This window comes from Shewanella sp. SM73, assembly GCF_025653795.1.
GTDB lineage: Bacteria > Pseudomonadota > Gammaproteobacteria > Enterobacterales > Shewanellaceae > Shewanella > Shewanella oncorhynchi.
In genome coordinates, this window is record NZ_JAKKRY010000011.1 from 61,806 (window position 1) to 85,755 (window position 23,950).

Genomic DNA, 23,950 nt, shown 5'->3' on the forward strand with positions numbered 1-23,950 from the left:
GATGTCACCACAGAAAAATGGTTGTTGCTCGTCCCAATATCGCCTGCAGGTTTAATCAAGCATTAATTCGCGCTATAGCATTCATTAATTGTTGAATAACCGCTAGTTACGTATGGGTTATTGTTACGTTCTTATAATAAAAGTAATGTGTTTAGCAGTAAAATGAGTATTTTCGCTAAAATCCCACCTTATATACCCCTTAAAAGCAACTAAAGTCAATTTTGGTAAGCTAAGTGGTGACATTATCAGCAGTATAGTGTTGTGATTTTAATTGTGAATTAGTTAATGTGAGCGTCATTGTATGCATACCGAGCGAGAGACTGGAATAGTCGAAAAATTACTTCCACCGACTTGAGCATCTTTGCTATGATTGCGACCCGTGAATGGACGTCACTTATTTATAGGGTAGTGAGATTAGCTTATGAAGGCATGGTACCTTTTGTATTGTAAACCTCGTAGTGAAGCGAGAGCACAACAAAACTTAGCACTTCAAAATTTAGAGACGTATTTGCCTATGGTCTCTGAAGAGAAATCTCAGCGCGGGCGCAAACAAGTCTGTCGTGTACCACTCTTTCCTAATTATTTATTCATCAATTTTGACCCAAGTCAGACAAGTGTCAGGCAGGTCCATTCTACTCGTGGCGTTAATCGAATCGTCAATTGTCAAGAGAAAATGACGCCCATTGACGACAGAATTATCCATGCCATTCGCATGAAAGAACTAACGCCTTCCCAAACAGTATTAGCCGAAGCATTAGAGCTAAAAACGGGGGAGAAAATTCGTTTTACAGATGGCCCCTTTGTTGATCTCGAAGGCATTTTTCAAGAAAAATGCCCAAACAAACGTTGCCATGTTCTTTTTAACATTATGGGGCAGATAAAGACGGTTACTGTGCCACAGCAAAGTGTGGAACGAATTTGTGTTTAAGTGCACAAGTACAAACCTGTTTGTAGGAGTAATGCTGAGTATTCTGTAAGATATTAGCCATTCTCGAAGTTAGTAAAATATTTACCAAAGTGACAGGGTGTTTAATATTTACTTAAAAATCAATTTGTTGGTTTTTAAGGTTTGATATTATATTTTTTTAAATGCAACCTGTTAAGGTATGACCGTTAAAAACGGCTGTTTGAACACTAAGTGTTCTATGGGTAGCGAATCTTTGAAGTAAGATTCGGTAATCATAAAGTTAGAATATAAGCTCTTATCTTAAGTGTTTGCATCCTATGGTTAAGGTGTTTTACTAACGTAACTAGATTTAGTTACGTTCTGTAACTGAATGAGTGTAGAGCTTAACTATTCTTGTAAAACTGTTTTATGTTATTGAAAAGTATGAGTTTTCGCATCGCGAAGGGCAATATAGAAGCCGCAATCTATGGGCGGTAGCGTGTCTGAAAGGTGAGAAACCGCAGGTTAAGCTCTCGAACGAGAGGCATGGATGCCGAACTGGCATTTATAGAGGTATATAGTTGAAGAATGAATAGTTTCATTCGTTAAGTGGCGGCCGCCACGCGGATCGGTAGTGTGTCTGAAAGCAAAGAAGGACGGCCCGCCACTTCGTGGTTCTAGGTCGCTTCGCTCTAGACTCTAGCAACTCTGCTTTTTATCATTTTAAATCCAATCGGAGATATCTGGTGTTACAACAAATCAAAAAATTCATCATAGTAGGCCTTGGCGCCACAATATTGATGGGCGCTCAGGTTCATGCCGTTACGCCATCTCCACAAATGATTGAGCAGTTCAAGCAATTACCGAAATCTGAACAGGCAAGGCTTGCTAAGCAATACGGTATTGATCCTAATATGCTTTCAGGCTCTCAGGCCCAAACTCAGGTTACAAATCCTGAAGTCGTAGGGGAAAGAGATACCAATCCTCGTGTGTCTGATGCCGATAAAAAAGCGGCTAAAGCGGAGTTAGATTTTTCTGAAGATCCCAGCAAAATAAAATTGCGTCGTTTCGGTTATGAGATGTTTGCTGGTGAACCAAGCACATTTGCACCTGTGTCAGACGTCCCTGTTCCAGGAGAGTATCTCGTCGGTCCAGGCGATAACATTAAAGTTCAGCTTTATGGTAAAGAGAATAAAGAGTATGACCTCGTCATTAACCGTGAGGGGGTTATCCAGTTCCCTGAGCTAGGTCCAATACCAGTCATGGGGCTTAGTTTCTCTGAGCTCAGAGACTCTTTATCCCAGCGTATTAGTGAGCAAATGATCGGTATTGAGTCCAACATCACTATGGGTGAGTTGCGCTCGATACGCATTTTTGTGGCCGGTGATGCCTATAAACCTGGTTCGTATACGGTTTCAAGTTTATCAACTATCACTCAGGCTCTGTTTGTCGCTGGTGGTGTTAACGAGATCGGTTCATTACGTAATGTACAGCTGAAACGTAATGGCAAACTAGTTGGTATTTTAGATCTTTATGACCTGTTAATGCGAGGTGATGCGTCGGGGGATTTAAGACTCCATTCTGGTGATGTGGTGTTTATTCCTTCTATCGGCGGCCTTGTAAGCGTAACCGGCGAAGTAAGACGCCCAGCCATTTACGAGCTAAAACACAATGAGAGCATGGCTGACGTTATCGCAATGGCCGCAGGGTTAAATACAGGAGCATATCCTAAAAGCAGTTCAATAGAGCGTTATAATAGTAACTCTTTGAAAACAATAGTGAACGTAGACTTAACCTCTGAGCAAGGTCGAAATACACCAGCCAAAGCAGGTGATATTGTTCGCGTAAAAAGTGCGTCGGAGCAGTACGAGAGTGCCATCACCATAGCCGGTGCTGTTGTTCGTCCGGGTAAATATCAATGGTTTGCCGGTCAAAAAGTGAGTGACGTATTACCTTCTCTATGGGGAGATTTAGCGGCTTCTGCTGATCTCGATTACGCAATCGTGATCCGGGAAGTGAATCAGTACGGTGATATTGAAGTGCATCAATTCTCACCAGGGAAAGCAATTAGTGCTAAAGAAAGTGGCCAAGACCTTAGCTTAAATGCGCGAGATAAAATCATTCTGTTTAATTTTTCAGATGATATACAGAACCGCTATGAGCTAAATAAATTAGTAAAAGAGCGTGTTGAAAAAGTCACTTCTTTAAATACAAGTAATCTTTTAGGTTCAGATTTATTTAAAGCGGGCTTTGTGCAACTCGATAAAACTAAGTTATCGCAACGTACCGATCTTGCTGGTGTAGTACTAACAGATAAGAAAGAGTCTGAAGAAGCTGAGGTTGTTAAAGGCGTTGTCAATAAAATGCTGGCTAATTTATTTGACGATACAGAACTACTTAAACTCAGTAATCAGATGGGCCGTCAAGAGTTACTCTACCCAGTAATGGTTAAATTAAATAGCCAAGGGCGAGCAGGCTCCGGTATTCAAATTGTTGCTATTGATGGGCAGGTAAGAGAGCCAGGAGTATATCCACTGACTGTGGGTGCTCGGGTGAATGATTTAGTGATCGCTGCGGGTGGTTTAAAAGAAGGTGCTTATACCGCTAGAGCTGAATTAACCACTACCTTAACCGATATCAATGGCTCGAGAATTAAGCATAATAATCTTGATTTAACACAAGCATTGCAAGGAATCGAAAGTGCCAATATACGTTTAACTGGGCGCGACATGCTAACAGTGATGACGACTCCTGATTGGCAAGAATCTAAAGTTGTTGAAATCCGAGGCGAAGTAAAATTCCCTGGACGCTACAATATCCGCCGCGGTGAAACACTTAACGATTTAATCGCTCGTGTGGGTGGGTTTACTGAATATGCTTATTTGCCATCAGCTGTATTTGTGCGCGAATCTGTTCGTAAGCAAGAGCAAATAGAGATTAAAAAGTTAGCCGATCAATTGCGTCGAGATATAGCCACACGAGGTGTATCGCAGGATGGCACTATGGTCAATTATGCTGATGCGCAATTGATGTTGGCCGATTTAGAAAATATAAAAGCGGTAGGACGTCTTGTTGTCGATTTAGCGGCAATTTCATTAGGAATTGAACAAGCGAATATACAGCTTGAAGATGCCGATATTCTCTATGTTCCATCGACTAAGCAAACCATTGCAGTGATGGGAGAGGTTCAGCACCCTGCAACTCACAGATTTAAAGATGGCTTAACTTTAGACCAATATTTAGCTATGTCTGGTGGTGCGCGTAAACGTGCTGATGAAGACCGCACTTATGTTATCCAAGCAAATGGCTCAGTGCTAATGCCTGGTCGTTCGAGTTGGTTTACTAGTGAAGACCAGTTACAACCGGGTGATACCATTATTGTGCCATTAGATACGGAATATAAAGATAACCTAAGTCTCTGGACACAGATCACGGGTATTATCTATAACACCGCTGTCGCTGTATCAGTTATCGCAGGGCTGTAGAAGGAAGAGTCTAAGATGGCCATCGGCCTCTAGGGCGTTGCTTCGCAACTGCGAGGGACGCAGCAAAAATCGCTGCTGCTAACTAGAGCGCTCGCAGGCTCGCTCTAGACTCTAGAAGGAGCGCAGCAACGTTCTGTTTTTTCTCGCAGGGCGAAGCCCGCTCTGCTTTTTAAGGAGCTCTCATGCGATTCGAACAACTGGATGTTTGGAAAAGAGCCTCGCGATTATCTTGTCAAATATATCAAGTGACAGAATCAGTAAGTAATTGGGGTTTTAAAGATCAAATAACTCGTTCAGGGTTATCTGTCCCTTCAAATATTGCTGACAAAAGTGCAGGAGCAACTTTTGAACGATGTGATTTTTTCATCGGCCTCGAAGAGGTGAGGTACATGGATGTACCGAATAAGGTGAAGAGCGTGAAACACTAAAAGAGCAAATTCGCTTTTTGTACTACGCCAAAGGCTCTCTAGGTGAGTTAGTCACTCAACTCTATATAGGTATTGAAGTTGGATATTTGGCAAGGGAACCTGCATTACTTATGGTCCAAGAGGCAAAAGAATTAGCCAAAATCTTAGGTGCAATTATCAAACAAAAGCAAAGTAAGAGTAAAAGCTAAGAAGGACGCCACTGCGTGTCTCTAGGACGGCCTTCAGCCTCTAGAACGTTGCTTCGCAACTACTAGGACGCTCGCAGGCTCGCTCTAGAATCTAGAATCTAAGAGCGTAGCGCTCTAGTAGGGCGCAGCCCGCTCTGCTTTTAACTTTTGCCTTTATAGAAGCGCAGCGCTCTCGCCGCGCAGCGTACTAGAATCTAGAATCTGAAGAACCAATGAACACACAAATTACTCAAAATCCAAACACATATAAAACAGACGCGCAATTCCCTCAAACGACAAGCGATGACGAAATCGATCTTCGTGAATTATTCTCTGTCATCTGGCAAGGCAAATGGTTAATTATTGCTATTACAGCTGTATTCGCGATTGGTGCGGTTATTTTTGCTATAAAACAACCCAATATCTATAAATCCGAAGCTTTATTAGCCCCCGCATCTGAAGAGCAAGGCGGTGGTTTAAGTGGATTAGCCTCACAGTTTGGCGGCTTAGCCAGCTTAGCTGGGGTAAATTTAGGCGCTAAGGGCGGTACAGATAAAACTGAATTAGCCATTGAGGTATTAAAGTCACGTCAATTTACGAGTGATTTTATTCAAAGGCACAATATACTCGCCGATTTAATGGCCGTCGAAAAATGGGATCGGGATGCTGATAAATTAATTTATGCTCCTGAACTTTACAACGAACAAACCAGTACTTGGGTGCGTGAAGTTAAAGCGCCATTTAAACCAGAACCATCAATGCAGGAGGCCTATAAAGTCTTTAGCAAAATGATTGCTGTTAATAAAGCGAAAGAAACCGGAATGGTCACTATTTCAGTTGAGCATTTATCACCTGCTGTTGCGCAGCAGTGGGTCGCTTGGTTAATCCAAGATATTAACAAAGTGATGAAAGACCGCGATGTGGCTGAGGCGAATCGTAGCAGTGAGTTTTTAAATAAACAAATTGCTTTAACCAATGTGGCAGATATTCGAACTATTTTGTATAAGCTAGTTGAAGAACAAGCTAAAACCATCATGTTTGCTGAAGTGCGCGACGAATACGTTTTTAAAACTATTGACCCTGCTCTAGTGCCTGAAGAAAAAGCAAAGCCTAAACGTGCTCTAATTTGCGTATTAGGTACACTGCTTGGCGGTATGTTAGGAGTTATGTTTGTGTTGATTAGATATTTTGTTAGAAAAGAAGATTGAAACATTTTTTGACATTGAGAGTCTATTAGGGCTGTTCCAAGAAAAACAGTAAAATAGTTTTTACAAGGAATGTTGACAAGTCGACTGTCTCAAAATAGATAAAAAGTGTCTCAGACTGTTTTGAAAGGCTGAGATACAAAAGTGAAAAATTCCTGTGTTTGTTATTCTATATCGGCCATTTACTATGGCTAAATTCAACAATTTTGGTAGTAAATAATGAAAATACTTGTCACCGGTGGTGCAGGCTTTATTGGTTCTGCGGTCGTTCGTCATATCATCAGTAATACTCAAGATAGGGTTATTAATGTTGATAAATTAACTTATGCAGGCAATCTTGAGTCACTTGTAAGCGTAGACAAAAATGAAAGATACGTTTTCGAGCAAGTTGATATTTGTGACAGAGCAGAACTTGATAGAGTATTTGCGCAGCACCAACCAGATGCAGTTATGCATTTGGCCGCTGAGTCACATGTAGACCGTTCAATCACAGGCCCATCAGATTTTATTCAAACCAACATCGTTGGTACTTATACACTCCTAGAAGCTACACGTGCTTATTGGAACGAGTTATCTGCAGATAAAAAGACCGCCTTCCGCTTTCATCATATATCGACAGATGAAGTATATGGCGATTTACCGCATCCAGAAGAGGTAGTGCCAGGCACGGAACTAGCGCTATTCATTGAAACAACGCCTTATGCGCCAAGCAGCCCGTATTCTGCCTCTAAGGCTTCAAGCGACCATTTAGTGCGCGCTTGGCTGCGAACTTATGGCTTACCTACAATAGTCACAAACTGCTCCAACAACTATGGTCCTTATCACTTTCCTGAAAAGCTAATTCCACTAGTAATTTTGAATGCACTCGAAGGTAAGACATTACCTATTTACGGTAAAGGTGATCAGATCCGCGATTGGTTGTATGTAGAAGACCATGCCCGCGCACTATACAAAGTAGTCACAGAGGGCAAAATTGGTGAAACTTACAATATTGGTGGTCATAACGAAAAACAGAACTTAGAAGTGGTGCAAACCATTTGTAGCATCTTGGACGCATCAGTACCTAAAGCCACGCCTTATGCTGAGCAAATTACCTATGTGACAGATAGGCCTGGCCATGATCGCCGCTATGCCATAGATGCAACAAAAATGAGTAGTGAGCTTAACTGGCAACCACAAGAAACCTTTGAAACAGGCCTTCGTAAAACGGTTGAATGGTATTTAGCTAACCAAGAATGGTGTCAACATGTCCAAGACGGTTCTTACCAAAGAGAACGTTTAGGTATCTAAAGTTATTCTACTTATTTTGACCGTTGACCGTTGACCGTTGACCGTTGACCGTTGACCGTTGACCGTTGACCGTTGACCGTTGACCGTTATCGATTTTGAGGATTTATGAAAGGAATTATTTTAGCCGGCGGTTCAGGTACTCGTTTATATCCATTAACTCGCGGCGTATCTAAACAGTTATTGCCAATTTACGATAAACCGATGATTTATTATCCGCTATCAACACTTATGTTAGCGGGCATTAGAGATATATTAATTATTACAACACCAGAAGATAATGAGGCGTTTCGTCGCTTACTGGGCAATGGCTCCGATTTTGGTATCAACTTAAGCTATGCAGTACAACCTTCACCAGATGGCTTAGCTCAAGCCTTTATAATAGGCGAAGAATTTATCGGTGATTCAAGTGTTTGTTTAGTGCTTGGCGATAATATCTTTTATGGTCAGTCTTTTTCAAAAACACTCAAAAATGCTGCTTCGCGCGAATCAGGAGCTACTGTGTTTGGCTATCAAGTAAAAGACCCAGAGCGTTTTGGCGTGGTGGAGTTTGATGCAGACATGAAGGCTGTTTCTATTGAAGAAAAGCCCGTCAAGCCTAAATCCAATTATGCGGTCACCGGTCTCTATTTTTACGACAAAAAAGTGGTGGAATTAGCTAAAAAGGTTAAACCTTCTCATCGTGGCGAGCTAGAAATAACTACCCTTAATGAGATGTATCTGAACGCAGGTGAGCTGAATGTTGAATTATTAGGTCGCGGTTTTGCATGGTTAGATACTGGTACACACGAAAGTTTGCATGAAGCGTCTTCTTTTGTACAGACTATTGAACATGTACAAGGCCTAAAAGTGGCTTGCCTTGAAGAGATTGCGTGGCGTAATGGTTGGCTTAACTCTGAACAACTCGCTGCATTGGCTAAGCCAATGATGAAAAACAATTATGGTCAATACTTGAACCGTTTAACTAACGGAGCATAAGTATGAAAATATTATTAGCGGGTAAAAATGGCCAAGTGGGTCATTGTTTACTGAAGCTACTTGAAGTACAGACCGAGATAGTTTTTTTAGCATTAGACCGTGAACAGCTTGATATCACCGACCCAATTCAGGTCAATAAAATTGTTACCGAGTTTCAGCCTAATATAATCATTAATGCGGCCGCTTATACTGCAGTTGATAAAGCTGAACAAGAAAGTGAATTAGCTAACGCTATCAATAAAGAGGGGCCACAAAACCTTGCGCTGGCTGCAAGCAGTATCAATGCTGCTATCATCCACATTTCGACCGACTATGTTTTCGATGGCGAAAGTGCAGAGAGCTATACAGAGTCTGATGTGACAGCACCACAAGGTGAATATGGTCGTAGTAAGTTAGCAGGCGAACATGCGGTAGCTCTGGCTTGTCCTAAACATATTATATTAAGAACTGCATGGGTCTTTGGTGAACACGGGAATAACTTCGTTAAAACTATGCTACGCCTTGCTAAAGTGAGAGATATTTTAGGTGTGGTTGCTGATCAATTTGGTGGCCCTACTTATGCGGGGGATATAGCAAACGCCATTCTCGCAATCTCAAAGCAGATTGCGCGTGATAGTAATGCTTATGGAGTCTATCATTTTTCTGGTTCTCCCCATGTAAGTTGGCATACATTTGCTGAAAAAATATTTGAAATTGCATTGGATAAAGACGTACTCGTCCAGCCTATTCAAGTTAATCCAATAACGACATTAGACTATCCTACTCCCGCTAAACGTCCTGCAAACTCACGTTTAAATTGTGACAAGATTCATAATGCATTCGGCATCAAACAGAGTGACTGGCAAGCAGCATTAGTGCGAATTAAAGAGTATTTATAAATGAAAGTAATCGATACGATAATCCCTGATGTAAAAATCATCGAGCCCGCAATTTTTGGAGATGAACGAGGCTTCTTTTTTGAAAGCTTTAACCAGCAGCAATTTGAAGCTGCCATCGGCTATCCGGTCAATTTTGTCCAAGACAATCACTCCAAGTCGGCGAAAGGGGTATTACGTGGGCTGCATTATCAACTGCCGCCTAATGCACAAGGTAAATTAGTGCGCTGCGTAGTGGGTGAAGTGTTCGATGTGGCAGTAGATATTCGTAAAAGTTCGCCAACCTTTGGCCATTGGGTCGGTGTAAATTTATCTGCTGAGAATAAGCGACAATTGTGGATACCTGAAGGATTTGCTCATGGTTTTGTCACCTTAAGCGATACTGCAGAATTTTTATATAAAACGACTAATTATTATCATAAACAAAGTGAAGGTGCTCTTTACTGGAATGATGCAGATTTAAATATTCAATGGCCAGTTAATAATCCATTACTCTCTGATAAAGACCAGCAAGCCCAGATTTTTTTTAATTTTACGGAATCACTTAAACATGATTATTAAACTAATCCCATTCCAAACTCACGGTGATGACCGTGGAGCATTGGTAGCTTTGGAGGAAGGGAGGAATATTCCCTTCCCAGTAAAGCGAGTTTATTATCTGTTCAATACTAAAGAGGGAGTTGGGCGCGGTTTTCATGCACATAAAGCGCTTAAGCAAATTGCAATTTGTTTAAAGGGACACTGTCGATTTGTAATGGATAACGGAGTTGATAAAGCAGAAATAATACTCAACTCTCCTTCGCAAGGCCTGTTAATCGACATTATGCAGTGGCATGAAATGTATGATTTTTCTGATGATTGTATTTTATTGGTATTAGCAAGTGATCTGTATAATGAATCCGATTATATTCGAGATTATGAACAGTTTATTAAAGAGGTTGAATTAAAATGAGGGGGAGGGAAATAATTTTGGCTGCGAATGGCCATGGTGGAATTGTTGCACTTAAATCATTAGAAATGGTTTTTGATAAGATTTATTTGATATCAGAAGACGAAGAGCTAATTAAACTTCTTAGAAAGCAAGATGCCAGAATTAACGATTTTAATGATGTGGATATTGAAGTTGTTGTTTGTGCCAATTATATTAAAATTATATCTTCTGACGTGCTAAGTAATAAAGTAATTATAAATACACACCCTTCTTTACTTCCAAAATATCGCGGTTTCCATAGTTTAGCATGGGCTATGTTAAATAATGAACCAATAGTGGGGTTTACTATTCATTTAATGAATGAGAATATTGATGATGGTGATATATTAGCACAGTATAAAGTTTCTGTAGGGGATAGAAGCTCTAAGGAAATAATGGATTTATTTGATAAATATGTGCTTGATAATTTAGGCGAGGTTGTTTGTGAATTTTTGAGTGGAAATGTTATTTTATCCAAGCAGGACTTTTCTGAGGCTACGTGGTGTTGTCGGCGAAATATACAGGACTGTATATTGGAGTATACACTAGGATTTGATGAATTAAATGCAGTGATAAAAACCCTCGTCGCTCCATATCCATTACCGATGTTATCTATAGAGGGTAAGTTATATGAAGTGACAGAATCTGAGGTTATACGTCATCCAATAAAAATGCATCTTGGTCGGATTGTTAATATACAAGAGAACATTACATTTATTAGCTTTAATCATTGTATATTAAAAGTTAAAAAAGTAAATATATATAAAGGGGAAAGCGTAGATTTTCATAAAATGTTTAAAATTGGAAAGAGGTTGATTTAAATGCATATTAAAAAATATATTGCTGCCGACAAAAAAATATGGGATGAGTTTATATCTCTTGCAAAGAATAAGCATTTTTTCTTTCTCAGAGACTTTATGGAGTATCATTCTGATAGGTTTCAAGAACATTCACTAATGATTTTTGATGATAGTGATAAGTTATTTGCAATTTTGCCAGCTAATCAGGTTGATGATACATTACACTCTCACCAAGGTTTAACTTTTGGTGGCCTTATTATTAAGTCATCCGCTAAGCAAAATGAAGTGATTAAGGCTTTTGAATCTATCAGTGAGTTTTTAAAAGAAAATAGTTTTTCGAGTCTGATATATAAGAAAGTACCTTATATTTATAGTTCGCAACCTTGCGATGAAGACTTGTATTCTTTGTTTAGAATAAATGCTCATCTTATTCGAAGAGATGTATCATCGACTATAAAGATGAATAATCAAATAAAATATTCTAAAGGTAGAAAGTGGATTGTAAAAAAAGCCAGTTCAAGTGGAGTTATTTATAGCGAGTCGCATGATTTGGCTGAGTTCTGGTCTAATTTAAGCAATGTACTAATGTCTGGCCATGGTGCTAAGCCAGTTCATTCTTATGATGAAATTGCATTACTTAAAAAAACCTTCCCAGAGCAAATTAAAATATATAGTGCATGTTTGGATGGCATGCAGGTTGCGGGTGCTGTAATTTTTATCACAGACTCTGTTGCACATACACAATATTTATATAACACTGAGCCAGGACGAAATATTGGTGCATTGGATGGATTGGTTGACTATTTAGTTAAAACTGTATTTGTTAATAAAGAATATTTCGATTTTGGGATTTCTAATGAAAACCAAGGCCGCGACCTTAATGAAGGTTTAATTTCTCAGAAAGAAGGCTTTGGGGCCAGAGCTGTTGTACATGATTTTTACGAGATTAAAGCAAATGATTAACTTCCTAGATTTAAAATCAATTAATGGTCAATACGCTGATGAGCTGAAACAAGCTTGTGCTCGAGTTATCGATTCGGGCTGGTATATTATGGGAAATGAATTAACTCAGTTTGAGAGTGAGTTTGCCAACTATTGTGGAACCAAACATGCCATCGGAGTAGCAAACGGGCTAGATGCATTAATTTTAACATTGCGTGCATGGAAAGAGTTAGGCAAGTTGAAATCAGGCGACGAAATCATCGTTCAAGCTAATACCTATATTGCTTCTATTTTAGCGATAACAGAAAATGATTTAGTTCCTGTATTAGTCGAACCTAATTCAGCTACATTCAATCTTGATCCAGATTTAGTACGTAACGCGATAACACCGCAAACCAAAGCGATCTTACCAGTGCATTTATACGGTTTACTTTCACCAATGCCTGAGTTGATGTCGATTGCTAAAGAATACAATTTATTAGTTCTGGAAGATTGCGCACAATCACATGGCGCAGAAACTCAAGGTAAAAAGGCTGGAAACTGGGGGGATGCTGCTGGTTTTAGTTTTTACCCAGGTAAGAATCTTGGTGCGCTAGGTGATGCTGGAGCGGTGACAACCAATGATGATGATTTAGCAAAAACGTTAATGGCATTGCGTAATTATGGTTCGCATAAGAAATATGAGAATTTATATCAAGGTTTGAATAGCCGTTTAGACGAAATACAAGCTGCTATGTTGAGAGTAAAATTAAACTTTTTACCATCAGAAACCATACGTCGCCAGCATATTGCCCAACGTTATTTGTCAGGTATTAACAATGAACTAATCATTTTACCTGAGTTAAAAGAGCCACTTTCACACGTTTGGCATCTCTTTGTGGTCCGATGCGACAAACGAGAAGAATTACAACAGCACCTAATTAGTTCTGGTATCCAAACATTAATTCATTATCCGATCCCTCCGCATCAGCAAAAAGCTTATGCTGTTATGGCATCGCATTATTTGCCAATAACAGAGCTAATTCATAATCAAGTTTTATCACTCCCATTAGATCCAACAATGAGTGATGATTCAATTGATGCAGTAATTGAAGCAGTAAACGGTTTTAAGGAATGAAGCGACTGCTAAAAGTCACTGCCATGACTGGATTATTAACTTTATTCAAAATGTTGTTGGGTTTTATAATTGCAAAAGTAATCGCTGTCTATACAGGGCCATCAGGTTTAGCTATGTTGGGGCAGGTTCAAAGTATGGTCAATAGCCTGAATGGAATTGTTAATGCGCCAGTTGGAGCTGGCGTCGTCAGATACACTGCTGAAAACCATAGTAAAGGTTTCGAAGAATGCGCTCCTTGGTGGAGTGCATCTTTACAATGGGTTTTAATTATTACTCTAATAATTGTCCCAACCGGTTTAGTATTATCTAACTATTTGGCTGATTGGCTATTTCAAGATAGATCTTTTTCTTGGGTAATAATTGTTACTGTATGCGTTTTACCTTTGTCTGCTACAGGTACATTGTTTAATTCAGTTATTAATGGTCAAAAATTATACCGGCGTTACATTGTACTTGGTTTCATATCTGTTTTTGTATCAGCTTGCACTATGGTTACATTGATAGTAATGGGAAATGTTTCTGGAGCTTTGTTTGCTGCCGCTATTCAATCTTCAATAGTTGGTGTTGTTATGCTTCTTGCTAACATACGACAACCATGGCTTAAAGTGAAGTTTTGGTGGGGGAATGCTGATGCAATAAAAAGAAATGATATAGCAGGATATATGTTAATGGCTATTACAAGTGCAATTGCATTACCTATTTCACTAATATTGATTAGGAATATACTTGTATCAAACGTAGGGTGGGAGCAAGCCGGTTACTGGCAGGCAGTTTGGAAAATTTCTGAGGTTTATTTGAGCGTTTTGACTATTGCATTAAGCACGTATTACTTGCCAAAACTCGCAAGTCTAAGTGATTATAATAGTATAATAAAAGAGGTTAATACTACCGCAAAGGTTTTTGTTCCAGCTGTAGTCATAATGGCGGTGATTATTTATCTACTTAGAGATTTCATTATTTCTCTATTATTTACTGCTGAATTTTCAAGTGCTGGTGAGTTATTTGCAGTTCAACTTGTCGGTGATGTATTTAAAATATCTAGTTTTCTATATGCTTACTTAATGTTAGCGAAGGGAAGAACAAAAGTTTATATTTTATCAGAAATATTTTTTTCAATAACTTTTTTCGCTTTATCATTCATTTTTATAAAAAATGTTGGGCTGCAAGGTGTTACATATGCTTATGCTCTGAATTACTTGTTTTATTTTGTTTTTGCTTATGCAAATCGTAAAAAATTTATACTAAACTGAAAGTTATAGGTGAAACCTTGAATATTTTAATACCGGTATTTAGCTTTGGGCGCGGAGGTGGTGAACGTGTACTTTCATTGCTTGCAAGTGAGCTTGTTAAAAATGGGAATCGAGTTTTTTTTGTCTCACCTGAATCTGGAAATATACCTTACTATCCTACTGAAGCAGAAATATTTACGTTTCCAGATACAAAAAAATTCAGTAGAAGTTTGAACTTTATTATAAACTATTTTAATTGTTGGAAAAAATGCAGAAATCTTGATGCTGATGTTGCAATTGCTAATTATCATATTACAGCTTTATTAGTCCTATTTCTGAAACGTAATACGAAAAAATTTTATTACATTCAAGCAAATGAGGCTAAATTATGTCCAAGGTTCTTAAGGAAAATATTTGCTTTTCTTACTTATTTTTTGCCATTAAATAAAATTGTCAACTCTAAGACTATTTTGCCTAATTTCATTAATAATTATATTGCTGTTATTCCTGCTGGTATTGATCTTAATTTGTATAGCAGTAAAAAATTACCACTGATAAATTCTGTTGATAAAGTAAAAATAGGTATAGTAGGTAGGAAGGAACCGTACAAAGGTACTATTGAATTAATCAATGCACTATCAAATTTAGATCAGGGTTTGAAGTCTAGAATAAAATTACATATTGCTATTCATATACCTCAAGATGCAATTGGCAAGCTTTGGGATTTTGAGTTTTTTGAAATCAATAATGATACAGATTTATCTGATTTTTATAAATCTAATGATGTCGTCATTGCCGTTGGTTTAATTGAAAATGGAGCTTTTCATTATCCTTGTGCAGAAGCAATGGCTTCAGGTCGTTTAGTTATATCTAATTATTCCCCTTTACATGAAACACAGAGTGTATTGAAAATAAGTGATTTTTCAGAGATTAACGTATTAACTGCACTAGAACAGATTTTTAATATGAGCGAAGATGAGATTAGTGAAGAGGTTACTTCTAACTTACTTAAAATAAATGATTGTTCTTGGGAAAAAATAGGGAAGAAAATGAATAAGATTCTTTCAGAACATTAGTATCTATTATAACTGTAGTGTGTATCATTTTTTATTTACCTTTAGTTTATATTCTTAATTAGAGAGTTTTATATTGTGGTAAAACAAATGTAGTGGGACCTATGTTATCTTTTTCCTTTTTTATTTTTCTTACTTCTTTTTTGATTTTATCTAGGTATATCAAATTATATAGTGCAGTAAATATATTATTTGTTTTCTTGGTTGGTTGCTTTTTTTCATTGAATCGTCAAAATAATGATTATGATGGTTATGTTGAAATTTTTAAAGATCCAGCATCATATGCTGAACCAGGATATGTTTTGTTGGTTAATATTATTAAGTTTTTTGATGGTGATCATAATACATTAATTATTTTTCTTGGAATATTTGTCTTTATCACTTTTTTTAGATTGATCAAATATTCTAATATAATAGCATTTAGCTTGTTATGCTATATGATGTTTCCTATGCCTATAGATATTACTCAAGTGAGAAATACAATAGCACTAATGTTTTTTATTAATTCACTGATTGACCTAAGTAAATCGAGATTAATTATATCTTTTTTATTTGTTTTAATTAGCATATCATTTCATTTTTTCGGTTTTGTGTATTTTTTAATTTGGATTGGTTTACACTTTCGTTATCATCCTAATTTTAGGTTTTTTATCTTAACGTCGGTTTTGTTTTCTTTTGCTTTGTCTCCTTTTTTAATTCCGTTACTTGGAAGTGTTTCCTCATTAAGGACTATCTCCTATTATCTGTCTTCATCTTTAAAAATACACTCATTAATAATTTGGGGGGTGAGCTTATTTTTCGATTTACTTTTAATAGGATATTTTCAAAAAAAAATTAGGATAAAGAATGAAAGTACAATGAGTTTTATAATTGTGATCTATTCTGCTCTTTTGTTGATGCTCTGTTTCTCATCTGCCTTGCTATTTGTTGATGAGTTTAATCGTCTATTTCGAACTGGTTATGTTCTCAAATATATTTTAGTGGCTTCAATAATTCCATTTCTATCGCTTAAAAATAGCTTAATTTTAATCTTTTATGTATTTTTTAGTGCTTTAATTATGGGGCTTTATTTCACTCTCATGTTAAATTACGACTTTATTTTATTTGGACTTTAATATTTGTATTTTTATAGTGAGCTAGCTTTATGATTAGTGTGTGTATGGCAACTTTTAATGGTTCCAAGTATGTTGAAACTCAAATTGTGTCAATTTTAAAACAATTGCGGGCAAATGATGAAGTTATAATTTCTGACGATGGGTCATGTGACGATACACTAAATATTATTAAAAGACTTAACGATAAAAGGATAAAGATCTACATTAATAAGGGAGTTAAAGGCTATACTGGGAATTTTGAGAATGCGCTTATACAAGCGAAAGGTGATATAATTTTCTTATCCGATCAAGACGACATTTGGTTTCCAAATAAAGTAGAATTATTAATGAAATCTTTAGAAAATTTTGACTTTGTTATCAGTGACGCTAGAGTTGTTGACCTATGTTTAAATACTTTAGAGGAATCTTATTTTGTTTCGCGTTCATCATCATTCGGTTTTTTTAGCAGTATGATTCGCTGTAGATATCTAGGTTGTTGTTATGCATTTAAACGTAAAGTTTTAACTAAAGCATTACCATTTCCTAGTAAGCATAAACTGCTGCCACATGATCTATGGTTAGCTTTAATAGGTGAATGTTACTTTTCAGTTTCATATCTAAAAGTTCCTCTTGTTTATTACCGCAGACATTCAAGTAATGTATCTGATGGTGGAGAATATTCTTCTAATAATCTTGCTATGAAATTAAAAATAAGATCATATTCACTTCTAAATGTTATTAAGGTTTTATTTAAATGAAATTCATTTGGATGTTAAGAGCTATTACTTACAAATTATTTTTTGGTTCTTTTGGACTAATATCATACATAGGGCAACCTATTTATATATCGGGTGTAAAGAATATTTTTTTTGGTAAAAGGGTTAGAATATATCCTCATTCGCGGATCGAGTCTCTAGGCGGAAAAATTCAAATTGGGGATAATGTATCGATAGGGCAAAATTTGCATTTAATTTGCAAATTAAATGTCTTCATTGGTGATAAAACAACAATATCAGCGAACGTGTTTATTTCAGATGTCGATCATGAATATGTTAATATTAATGTTCATATAATGGAACAAGTGTTAAATTCTAAAGAAACAGTTATCGGTGAAAATTGTTTTATCGGATACGGATGCGTTATCTTACCTGGTACCATTCTTGGTAAACAATGTATTGTGGGAGCCAATTCCGTTGTAAAAGGCGTTTTTCCTGATTATTGCGTTGTTGCCGGTAGCCCAGCAAGAATTATTAAACGTTATGACCCGATTGATGCTCTTTGGAAAAAAACAGATATTTTAGGTAATTTTTTTATTTAGGATTTAAAATGAACAAGAATGTATTGATTACTGGTGGTGCAGGTTTTATTGGTTCTAATTTAGCACTAAAGCTAGTTGAACTTGGCAATAAAGTGACAGTGTTAGATAATTTGTCACCCCAGATACACGGTGATAATCCTGACTTATCACCTCTATTTTGTTCAATTAGAGATAAGGTCAATTTTATCCGAGGAACTGTAGAGTCTCGTGAAGATTGGGCTACAGCATTAGTTGGTATTGATACCGTGGTTCATCTTGCTGCGGAAACTGGTACTGGTCAATCAATGTATCAAATTAAAAAATATTCTGATGTCAATATTGGCGGTAGTGCAATTTTATTAGATTTAATGGCTAATGAACCACATAGTATTACTAAATTGGTTATAGCTTCTTCGCGCTCTATTTATGGTGAGGGAAAATACCTGTGTGAACAACATGGTATTGTTTACCCTAATGCCCGTAATGCGCAGGATATGAGCCTTGCAGATTTTAACGTTAAATGCCCGTTCTGTGCTTTTAACGTTGAGTTACTTGCTACTGATGAATCCAGCAAGATTCATCCCTCATCAATATATGGTGTAACTAAACAAGTTCAAGAACAGATGTTCATGATAACGGGACAAAGTATTGGTGTGCCGACTGTATCGCTTAGATTTCAGAACGTTTATGGTGCGGGCCAGTCACTATCAAACCCCTATACAGGTATTCTATCAATCTTCTCAACCCGTATTAAAAATGGCAATGATATAAATATCTTTGAAGATGGACTTGAAAGTCGAGATTTTATTTATATAGATGATGTAGTAGAATCTATTGTGCTTTCTATTTTTAATGAACAAGCTAATTATCAAATTTTTAACGTTGGTTCAGGTGTTTGTACCGATGTACTTACAGTAGCTGAAACGTTGAAAAGTGTATATCAATCAAGTTCTAAAATACTAATTAGTGGGAACTATCGGGTTGGAGATATTCGCCATAATTTTGCTGATTTAACCTTGATTAAATCTAAAATTGGTTTTGAACCTAAAGTAGATTTTGTCACTGGGATGAAAAGGTTTACTGCTTGGGTTAACGAGCAAGAAGTTCAAACTGATCTTTATGAAGTCTCCATTGCTGAGATGAAAGAAAAAGGGTTATATAAATAACTAATCTTGAGTAAGTGTTAACTAATTATGCTAAGAAACAAGAAAGTACTTTTTATTGCGCCATCTTTTTTTGGATATGAACACGATATAGTAGAACAATTTATTGCATTAGGTGCTGATGTTGATTATTTTGATGAACGCCCGTTTACATCATCTGTTGCTAAAATTCTCAATAGATTAAATTTTAAAACATTTATTAAGAGTGATATTGAAAAACACTTTACACAAATTTCCAATAAGGCGGCTGAAAAAGAATACGATTATTTGTTTGTAATATCTCCAGAGACTTTAGAGACAAATTTTATTGAAAAAATTCAGTCCACTAATAAAAGTATGATTTCTATCCTGTACATGTGGGATTCTTTTAAAAATAAGCCCAATGCAAGGAAAATTGTATCCTGTTTTGATAGAGTTTACTCTTTTGACTCTACTGATCGTATTAGTGGTGTTGATTTAAGGTTTTTACCACTCTTTTATAACAACGATTTTAAAGGCGTTGAGAGAGAATATTCAACTCCTCAATATGCAGTGTCCTTTGTTGGCACTGTTCATAGTGATAGAGTCAGACTAGCTAAAATGATAATGCATCAATTCCAAGAGAAGGGCTTAAAAACATTTAGCTTCTTCTATTGTCCTAGTAAATTGCTTTTTATTTTGAAAAAAGTATTTACTCGTGAATTCGATTTTATTTCTTATGGCGAAGTTTCTTTTAATTCAATGTCAAAATCAGAAATAAGGGATGTTTTTCTCAATTCTAAAGCAGTGATTGATATCCAACATCCTGAGCAAACTGGTTTAACGATGCGTTCTATAGAAATGCTTGGTTTAAATAAAAAGTTAATTACTACAAATGTAGATATAAAAAACTATGATTTTTTTAATGGTAATAATATCGCAGTAATTAACAGGAGTAACCCTAGCGTTCCTGATGATTTCATTGATGCTAATTATATCAAGCCAAATGGAAATGTAGTAAGCAAATATTCAATTCAAAGTTGGCTTAGTTCTATTTTTAGTGGAAAATAAAGGATGTTTTATGTCCCAAAATTATTCTTCAGTGTTTCGTCCTGAATCAGTATTGTTAACCGGAGGGCGTGGTTTTATAGGAACGCATGTAAATAAATTGCTTGATTATCGTTGCTCTATTGCAAGTCGAGTATTTGATGCTAAATTGAGGAATTCACGTCAGGTTTTTATATCGGATTTAATTACATCTCAGAATTCATCAATATTGAGTGAAACTCGAGTTATAATCCATCTCGCAAATCTCGCTCATGCAGCTTGTTATTCTGATTCTGAGTTGCAATCTGTCAATGTAGATTTAACCTTGAATTTAGCTAGAAATGCTGCAAGGCACAACGTTAAGCGGTTTGTTTATGTCAGTTCGATTGTAGTTAACGGTAGGAATACTTTAGATAGTCCTTTTTCTTCAGCATCTTTGGCTTCACCTAATAGTATATATGCTAAGTCTAAATGGGATGCAGAAATTGGATTAAAGAAGATTGCGGAGGAGACGGGACTAGAAGTTGTGATTGTTAGGCCTACTTTAGTTTATGGACCAAATGCTCCTCGGAATTTTGGGTCATTGGTAAGGTTAGTAAATAAAAGTCCAATATTACCCTTTGGCTTAGCTAATAATAGGCGTGACTTTATAGCGGTGCAAAACTTGGCAGACTTGTTAGTTGTTTGTGCTAAACATCCTGAAGCAGTTAGTAAAATATTTTTGGCTTCTGATGGGGAAGCAATTTCAATTAAATATTTCAGTAGTTCTATTGCTAGGGGATTAGGGAAAATGGTCTTTCAATTACCAATCCCTGTAGGTTTGATGCGTTTTACTGCAAGGATTTTAGGGAAATTAACAATGGCTGAACAGTTATTTGGTAATCTTGAAGTTGATTCTAGTGATGCTCAAAAAATATTGGAATGGCGACCTCCATTTACAATGGAACAAGCAATGCAGTCTTTGACGGTAAATAAATAATGATAAGATTATTTGATTTTTTAGCAGCTTTTTTCGGCCTTTTATTGCTTTGGCCTATATTGATCGTTGTGGCTATTATTGGTCTATTTGATACGGGTTCACCTATATTTATTCAAACTAGGATGGGTAAGGATAAAAGGCCTTTTAAGTTGATTAAGTTTCGTACTATGAGCAAAGATACAGTCTCAGTTGCTAGTCATCTTGCCAGTAATGCTTCGATCACTAGGTTTGGAGGTTTTTTGCGTAAGACCAAAATTGATGAATTGCCACAACTAATTAATGTGTTAAAGGGGGATATGAGTTTAGTCGGACCACGGCCCAATTTATTTAACCAGCAAGAGTTGATTGCTCAGCGCGATGCATTCGGTATTTACAATGTCTTGCCTGGTGTGACAGGTTTAGCTCAAGTAAAAAATATTGATATGTCAACGCCTAAACTACTGGCTGAAACAGATAAGCAGATGATTGAGTCGTTAACCATCACTGATTATTTTAAATACATTATTATGACTGCTACGGGTAGTGGTAATGGGGATGCGGTTAAGCCAAAGTAATTGATTATCAGTTTTTTGTTTAGTGATTCGATTGATAGTGCTTTTTACGCTATAAATATTATTGATGCTGTTTTCATGAAGCTATTAGTTTGTCTAGATTATCCCTATCTTATTACTTTGCATACTGTTAAAGCTGTCGCTCATATTTTAGGCAATATCCTTAGTTAGAGATTTTTCAACAGGGCTGTGATATTCTTGGTCTTTGTTGTTTGAGCCTCTTGAGTATGGAGGCGGTGCTGTTAATTATGGAATTTATGAAGTTTTTGAGTAAATTGGAGCGGAAAATGGAATTTTTGCAGTGTTTATTTTCTTTGAAACGGTCACATAAACGTTTAGTGAGTGTGGCGATTGATTCGGTATTTCTCTTAGTCGCATTTTGGGCAGCTTTGTTGGTGCGCTTAGATGCCGTAAGTGTATTAACTAATAGCACATACTGGTTACTCATTGTTTTGGTTGTGCCTGTGAGTATAATGGTGTTTGCTAAGCTGGGTTTATATCGTGCTGTGCTTAGATACATGGGGTTACAGGCGCTTACTGCGATTATAGTAGGTGTGCTCGCATCAACAGTGTCGTTAGTGTTAATTGCGTATTACAGTGAGGCGAATTTACCACGTACTGTACCAATTATTTACGCAGCTTTTGCTTTGGTATTTATCGGTGGAACTCGCGCTATGGTGCGCTCGTTAGTGGGATCTGGTCTAAAGCGCGTTGGTGAACCTGTGATTATTTATGGTGCTGGCGTGAGTGGTCGCCAACTGGTAACTTCACTTGTTCAAAGCCATGAATATTATCCCTTTGCATTTGTTGATGACGATGCGACCTTGCATGGCACTGTCATCCAAGGAGTGCATGTTCATTCGCCTTCTATTATAAAAAAACTCATAACACAGAAAGCAGCTACTAAGGTGTTGCTGGCTATGCCAAGTGCTTCTCGTTCTCGTCGTCAAGAGATTTTAGTTAAGCTCGAACCTTTGGCTGTACAAGTATTAACTTTACCTGCAATGGCTGATTTAGTGAGTGGTAATAAGCTTTATAGCGATATTAAAGAAGTCGAAATCGATGATTTGCTAGGACGTGATGCAGTTACTCCCCGTTGTGACTTAATGGTTGCTAATATCCGCAATAAAGTAGTGATGGTCACGGGAGCCGGAGGCTCGATTGGTTCTGAGTTATGTCGACAGATATTAAAACAATCACCTAAAAAATTAGTGCTATTTGAATTATCTGAGTTTGCCTTGTATACGATTGAGCGCGAACTTTCAGCGACAGCTTTTGAGTTAGGACTTGATGTTAAGATTTTACCAATTATGGGTTCGGTACAACGGGAAAATCGTGTTCAAGCGGTAATGCAATCTTTTAGAGTGCAAACTGTGTATCATGCTGCAGCATATAAGCATGTGCCATTGGTGGAGCACAATGTCGTTGAAGGTGTGCGTAATAATATATTTGGTACTTTATACACTGCACGCGCTGCTATTGCAGCAAAGGTTGAAACTTTTGTATTGATTTCGACGGATAAAGCTGTACGACCAACTAATATCATGGGCACGACTAAGCGTATGGCCGAGTTGTCACTTCAGGCGTTATCTAAAGAAACACATCAAACGCGTTTTTGCATGGTTCGCTTTGGTAATGTATTAGGATCTTCTGGATCTGTAGTGCCATTATTTCGTAAACAAATTGCCAATGGCGGGCCTGTTACTGTTACTCACCGCGAAATTACCCGTTTCTTTATGACTATTCCGGAAGCTTCACAGTTAGTTATCCAAGCGGGGGCCATGGGTAAAGGTGGTGATGTATTTGTATTGGACATGGGTAAATCCGTCAAAATTGTCGATTTAGCGGCAAAAATGATTCGTCTCAGCGGTTTTGAAGTGAAGGATGAACTAAATCCGGATGGTGATATTGCCATTGAGTTTAATGGATTACGTCCGGGTGAAAAATTATACGAAGAATTACTAATTGGTGATGATGTTACTGGCACAGAGCATGAACGTATTATGACTGCCAATGAAAGCTATCTTTCTTGGAAAGAGCTAGAAGTTATTCTTAATCGCTTAGATAAAGCTTGTCATGAGTTTAATCATGAAGCTATACGAGAAATCTTACTGTCAGCACCAACAGGTTTTAACCCAACAGATGGGATATGCGATTTAGTGTGGCAGCAAAAGAAAAAATTAAGTGCTGTTGATGGCCAAAATAAAGTTGTTCCGCTAGTTTCTTAGTTTTTTGTGGTATTTGAAAAGCCAAATCAAATTTGATTTGGCTTTTTTCGTTTATAAGCACGGTTTTATGGATAAGGAGTAATTTAGTACCTACGGCGCATCGTAACTCAGGGCAGAGAGAGGCTTGCAATATTGGTATCACTAATGAACTTTGTCATATCGAGGTTGTACATTGGACTTGAGATTTACTA

The 23,950-nt window shown here is 37.1% G+C and carries 21 protein-coding genes and 1 pseudogene; all 22 read left to right on the forward strand.

All coding sequences use genetic code 11. From position 1 onward, the window contains the following. The first annotated feature begins 421 nt into the window (after positions 1–421). Positions 422–928, forward strand: a complete 507-nt coding sequence (rfaH, locus tag L5M51_RS15305; RefSeq protein WP_219250929.1) for a transcription/translation regulatory transformer protein RfaH — start codon at positions 422–424, stop codon at positions 926–928. Between the two features lie 704 nt (positions 929–1,632). After that, the gene (locus L5M51_RS15310; protein WP_263173603.1) at positions 1,633–4,371 is read left to right on the forward strand and encodes an SLBB domain-containing protein; all 2,739 of its coding nucleotides are present in this window, start codon (positions 1,633–1,635) and stop codon (positions 4,369–4,371) included. 182 nt (positions 4,372–4,553) lie between these two features. Next, positions 4,554–4,987: pseudogene (locus L5M51_RS15315) on the forward strand (four helix bundle protein). A gap of 212 nt (positions 4,988–5,199) precedes the next feature. Further along, positions 5,200–6,174 (forward strand): Wzz/FepE/Etk N-terminal domain-containing protein, encoded by a 975-nt coding sequence (locus tag L5M51_RS15320; protein WP_263173606.1) that lies wholly within the window; start codon positions 5,200–5,202, stop codon positions 6,172–6,174. A 216-nt stretch (positions 6,175–6,390) separates the two neighbouring features. Then, positions 6,391–7,461 (forward strand): dTDP-glucose 4,6-dehydratase, encoded by a 1,071-nt coding sequence (rfbB, locus tag L5M51_RS15325; RefSeq protein ID WP_263173608.1) that lies wholly within the window; start codon positions 6,391–6,393, stop codon positions 7,459–7,461. A gap of 105 nt (positions 7,462–7,566) precedes the next feature. Further along, on the forward strand, positions 7,567–8,436 hold the full coding sequence (rfbA, locus tag L5M51_RS15330; protein WP_263173609.1) for a glucose-1-phosphate thymidylyltransferase RfbA: 870 nt from the start codon (positions 7,567–7,569) through the stop codon (positions 8,434–8,436). A 2-nt stretch (positions 8,437–8,438) separates the two neighbouring features. After that, positions 8,439–9,314, forward strand: a complete 876-nt coding sequence (gene rfbD / locus L5M51_RS15335) for a dTDP-4-dehydrorhamnose reductase (RefSeq protein ID WP_263173610.1) — start codon at positions 8,439–8,441, stop codon at positions 9,312–9,314. Then, positions 9,315–9,872 (forward strand): dTDP-4-dehydrorhamnose 3,5-epimerase, encoded by a 558-nt coding sequence (gene rfbC / locus L5M51_RS15340; protein ID WP_263173612.1) that lies wholly within the window; start codon positions 9,315–9,317, stop codon positions 9,870–9,872. It abuts the gene before it with no gap. Then, entirely contained in the window at positions 9,862–10,263 is a 402-nt protein-coding gene (locus tag L5M51_RS15345; RefSeq protein ID WP_263173613.1) for a sugar 3,4-ketoisomerase, read from the forward strand. Before rfbC ends, L5M51_RS15345 begins: the two co-directional genes overlap by 11 nt. 17 nt (positions 10,264–10,280) lie before the next feature. After that, on the forward strand, positions 10,281–11,102 hold the full coding sequence (locus L5M51_RS15350; protein ID WP_263173615.1) for a formyltransferase family protein: 822 nt from the start codon (positions 10,281–10,283) through the stop codon (positions 11,100–11,102). Further along, entirely contained in the window at positions 11,103–12,044 is a 942-nt protein-coding gene (locus L5M51_RS15355; protein ID WP_263173617.1) for a hypothetical protein, read from the forward strand. After that, positions 12,037–13,140, forward strand: a complete 1,104-nt coding sequence (locus tag L5M51_RS15360) for a DegT/DnrJ/EryC1/StrS family aminotransferase (protein WP_263173619.1) — start codon at positions 12,037–12,039, stop codon at positions 13,138–13,140. Before L5M51_RS15355 ends, L5M51_RS15360 begins: the two co-directional genes overlap by 8 nt. Further along, on the forward strand, positions 13,137–14,390 hold the full coding sequence (locus tag L5M51_RS15365) for an O-antigen translocase (protein ID WP_263173621.1): 1,254 nt from the start codon (positions 13,137–13,139) through the stop codon (positions 14,388–14,390). The genes L5M51_RS15360 and L5M51_RS15365 overlap by 4 nt, the downstream gene beginning before the upstream one ends. A gap of 17 nt (positions 14,391–14,407) precedes the next feature. Then, positions 14,408–15,445, forward strand: a complete 1,038-nt coding sequence (locus L5M51_RS15370; RefSeq protein WP_263173622.1) for a glycosyltransferase family 4 protein — start codon at positions 14,408–14,410, stop codon at positions 15,443–15,445. Between the two features lie 101 nt (positions 15,446–15,546). Further along, positions 15,547–16,557 carry an EpsG family protein gene (locus tag L5M51_RS15375; RefSeq protein ID WP_263173624.1) on the forward strand — a complete coding sequence of 337 codons (1,011 nt, stop codon included), beginning with the start codon at positions 15,547–15,549 and terminating at the stop codon, positions 16,555–16,557. A 44-nt stretch (positions 16,558–16,601) separates the two neighbouring features. Further along, the gene (locus tag L5M51_RS15380) at positions 16,602–17,294 is read left to right on the forward strand and encodes a glycosyltransferase (protein WP_411569253.1); all 693 of its coding nucleotides are present in this window, start codon (positions 16,602–16,604) and stop codon (positions 17,292–17,294) included. Further along, the gene (locus L5M51_RS15385) at positions 17,291–17,854 is read left to right on the forward strand and encodes an acyltransferase (RefSeq protein WP_263173628.1); all 564 of its coding nucleotides are present in this window, start codon (positions 17,291–17,293) and stop codon (positions 17,852–17,854) included. Before L5M51_RS15380 ends, L5M51_RS15385 begins: the two co-directional genes overlap by 4 nt. An 8-nt stretch (positions 17,855–17,862) precedes the next feature. Next, positions 17,863–18,999 (forward strand): NAD-dependent epimerase/dehydratase family protein, encoded by a 1,137-nt coding sequence (locus tag L5M51_RS15390; protein WP_263173630.1) that lies wholly within the window; start codon positions 17,863–17,865, stop codon positions 18,997–18,999. Positions 19,000–19,026: 27 nt separating this feature from the next. Then, on the forward strand, positions 19,027–20,025 hold the full coding sequence (locus L5M51_RS15395; protein WP_263173632.1) for a hypothetical protein: 999 nt from the start codon (positions 19,027–19,029) through the stop codon (positions 20,023–20,025). Between the two features lie 10 nt (positions 20,026–20,035). Then, entirely contained in the window at positions 20,036–20,980 is a 945-nt protein-coding gene (locus L5M51_RS15400) for an NAD-dependent epimerase/dehydratase family protein (protein WP_263173634.1), read from the forward strand. Then, entirely contained in the window at positions 20,980–21,534 is a 555-nt protein-coding gene (locus L5M51_RS15405; protein WP_263173636.1) for a sugar transferase, read from the forward strand. The genes L5M51_RS15400 and L5M51_RS15405 overlap by 1 nt, the downstream gene beginning before the upstream one ends. A 284-nt stretch (positions 21,535–21,818) precedes the next feature. Further along, positions 21,819–23,759, forward strand: coding sequence for a nucleoside-diphosphate sugar epimerase/dehydratase (locus L5M51_RS15410; protein WP_263173638.1), 1,941 nt, complete (start codon positions 21,819–21,821; stop codon positions 23,757–23,759). Positions 23,760–23,950 lie beyond the last annotated feature (191 nt).

Excerpts from the sequence above, each read along its gene's own strand:
- rfaH (WP_219250929.1), top strand. The coding sequence starts at position 422 with ATGAAGGCATGGTACCTTTTGTATTGTAAACCTCGTAGTGAAGCGAGA.
- L5M51_RS15320 (WP_263173606.1), top strand. The coding sequence starts at position 5,200 with ATGAACACACAAATTACTCAAAATCCAAACACATATAAAACAGACGCG.
- rfbB (WP_263173608.1), top strand. The coding sequence starts at position 6,391 with ATGAAAATACTTGTCACCGGTGGTGCAGGCTTTATTGGTTCTGCGGTC.
- rfbA (WP_263173609.1), top strand. The coding sequence starts at position 7,567 with ATGAAAGGAATTATTTTAGCCGGCGGTTCAGGTACTCGTTTATATCCA.
- rfbD (WP_263173610.1), top strand. The coding sequence starts at position 8,439 with ATGAAAATATTATTAGCGGGTAAAAATGGCCAAGTGGGTCATTGTTTA.
- rfbC (WP_263173612.1), top strand. The coding sequence starts at position 9,315 with ATGAAAGTAATCGATACGATAATCCCTGATGTAAAAATCATCGAGCCC.
- L5M51_RS15345 (WP_263173613.1), top strand. The coding sequence starts at position 9,862 with ATGATTATTAAACTAATCCCATTCCAAACTCACGGTGATGACCGTGGA.
- L5M51_RS15355 (WP_263173617.1), top strand. The coding sequence starts at position 11,103 with ATGCATATTAAAAAATATATTGCTGCCGACAAAAAAATATGGGATGAG.
- L5M51_RS15360 (WP_263173619.1), top strand. The coding sequence starts at position 12,037 with ATGATTAACTTCCTAGATTTAAAATCAATTAATGGTCAATACGCTGAT.
- L5M51_RS15365 (WP_263173621.1), top strand. The coding sequence starts at position 13,137 with ATGAAGCGACTGCTAAAAGTCACTGCCATGACTGGATTATTAACTTTA.
- L5M51_RS15375 (WP_263173624.1), top strand. The coding sequence starts at position 15,547 with ATGTTATCTTTTTCCTTTTTTATTTTTCTTACTTCTTTTTTGATTTTA.
- L5M51_RS15380 (WP_411569253.1), top strand. The coding sequence starts at position 16,602 with ATGGCAACTTTTAATGGTTCCAAGTATGTTGAAACTCAAATTGTGTCA.
- L5M51_RS15385 (WP_263173628.1), top strand. The coding sequence starts at position 17,291 with ATGAAATTCATTTGGATGTTAAGAGCTATTACTTACAAATTATTTTTT.
- L5M51_RS15390 (WP_263173630.1), top strand. The coding sequence starts at position 17,863 with ATGAACAAGAATGTATTGATTACTGGTGGTGCAGGTTTTATTGGTTCT.
- L5M51_RS15395 (WP_263173632.1), top strand. The coding sequence starts at position 19,027 with ATGCTAAGAAACAAGAAAGTACTTTTTATTGCGCCATCTTTTTTTGGA.
- L5M51_RS15400 (WP_263173634.1), top strand. The coding sequence starts at position 20,036 with ATGTCCCAAAATTATTCTTCAGTGTTTCGTCCTGAATCAGTATTGTTA.
- L5M51_RS15405 (WP_263173636.1), top strand. The coding sequence starts at position 20,980 with ATGATAAGATTATTTGATTTTTTAGCAGCTTTTTTCGGCCTTTTATTG.
- L5M51_RS15410 (WP_263173638.1), top strand. The coding sequence starts at position 21,819 with ATGGAATTTTTGCAGTGTTTATTTTCTTTGAAACGGTCACATAAACGT.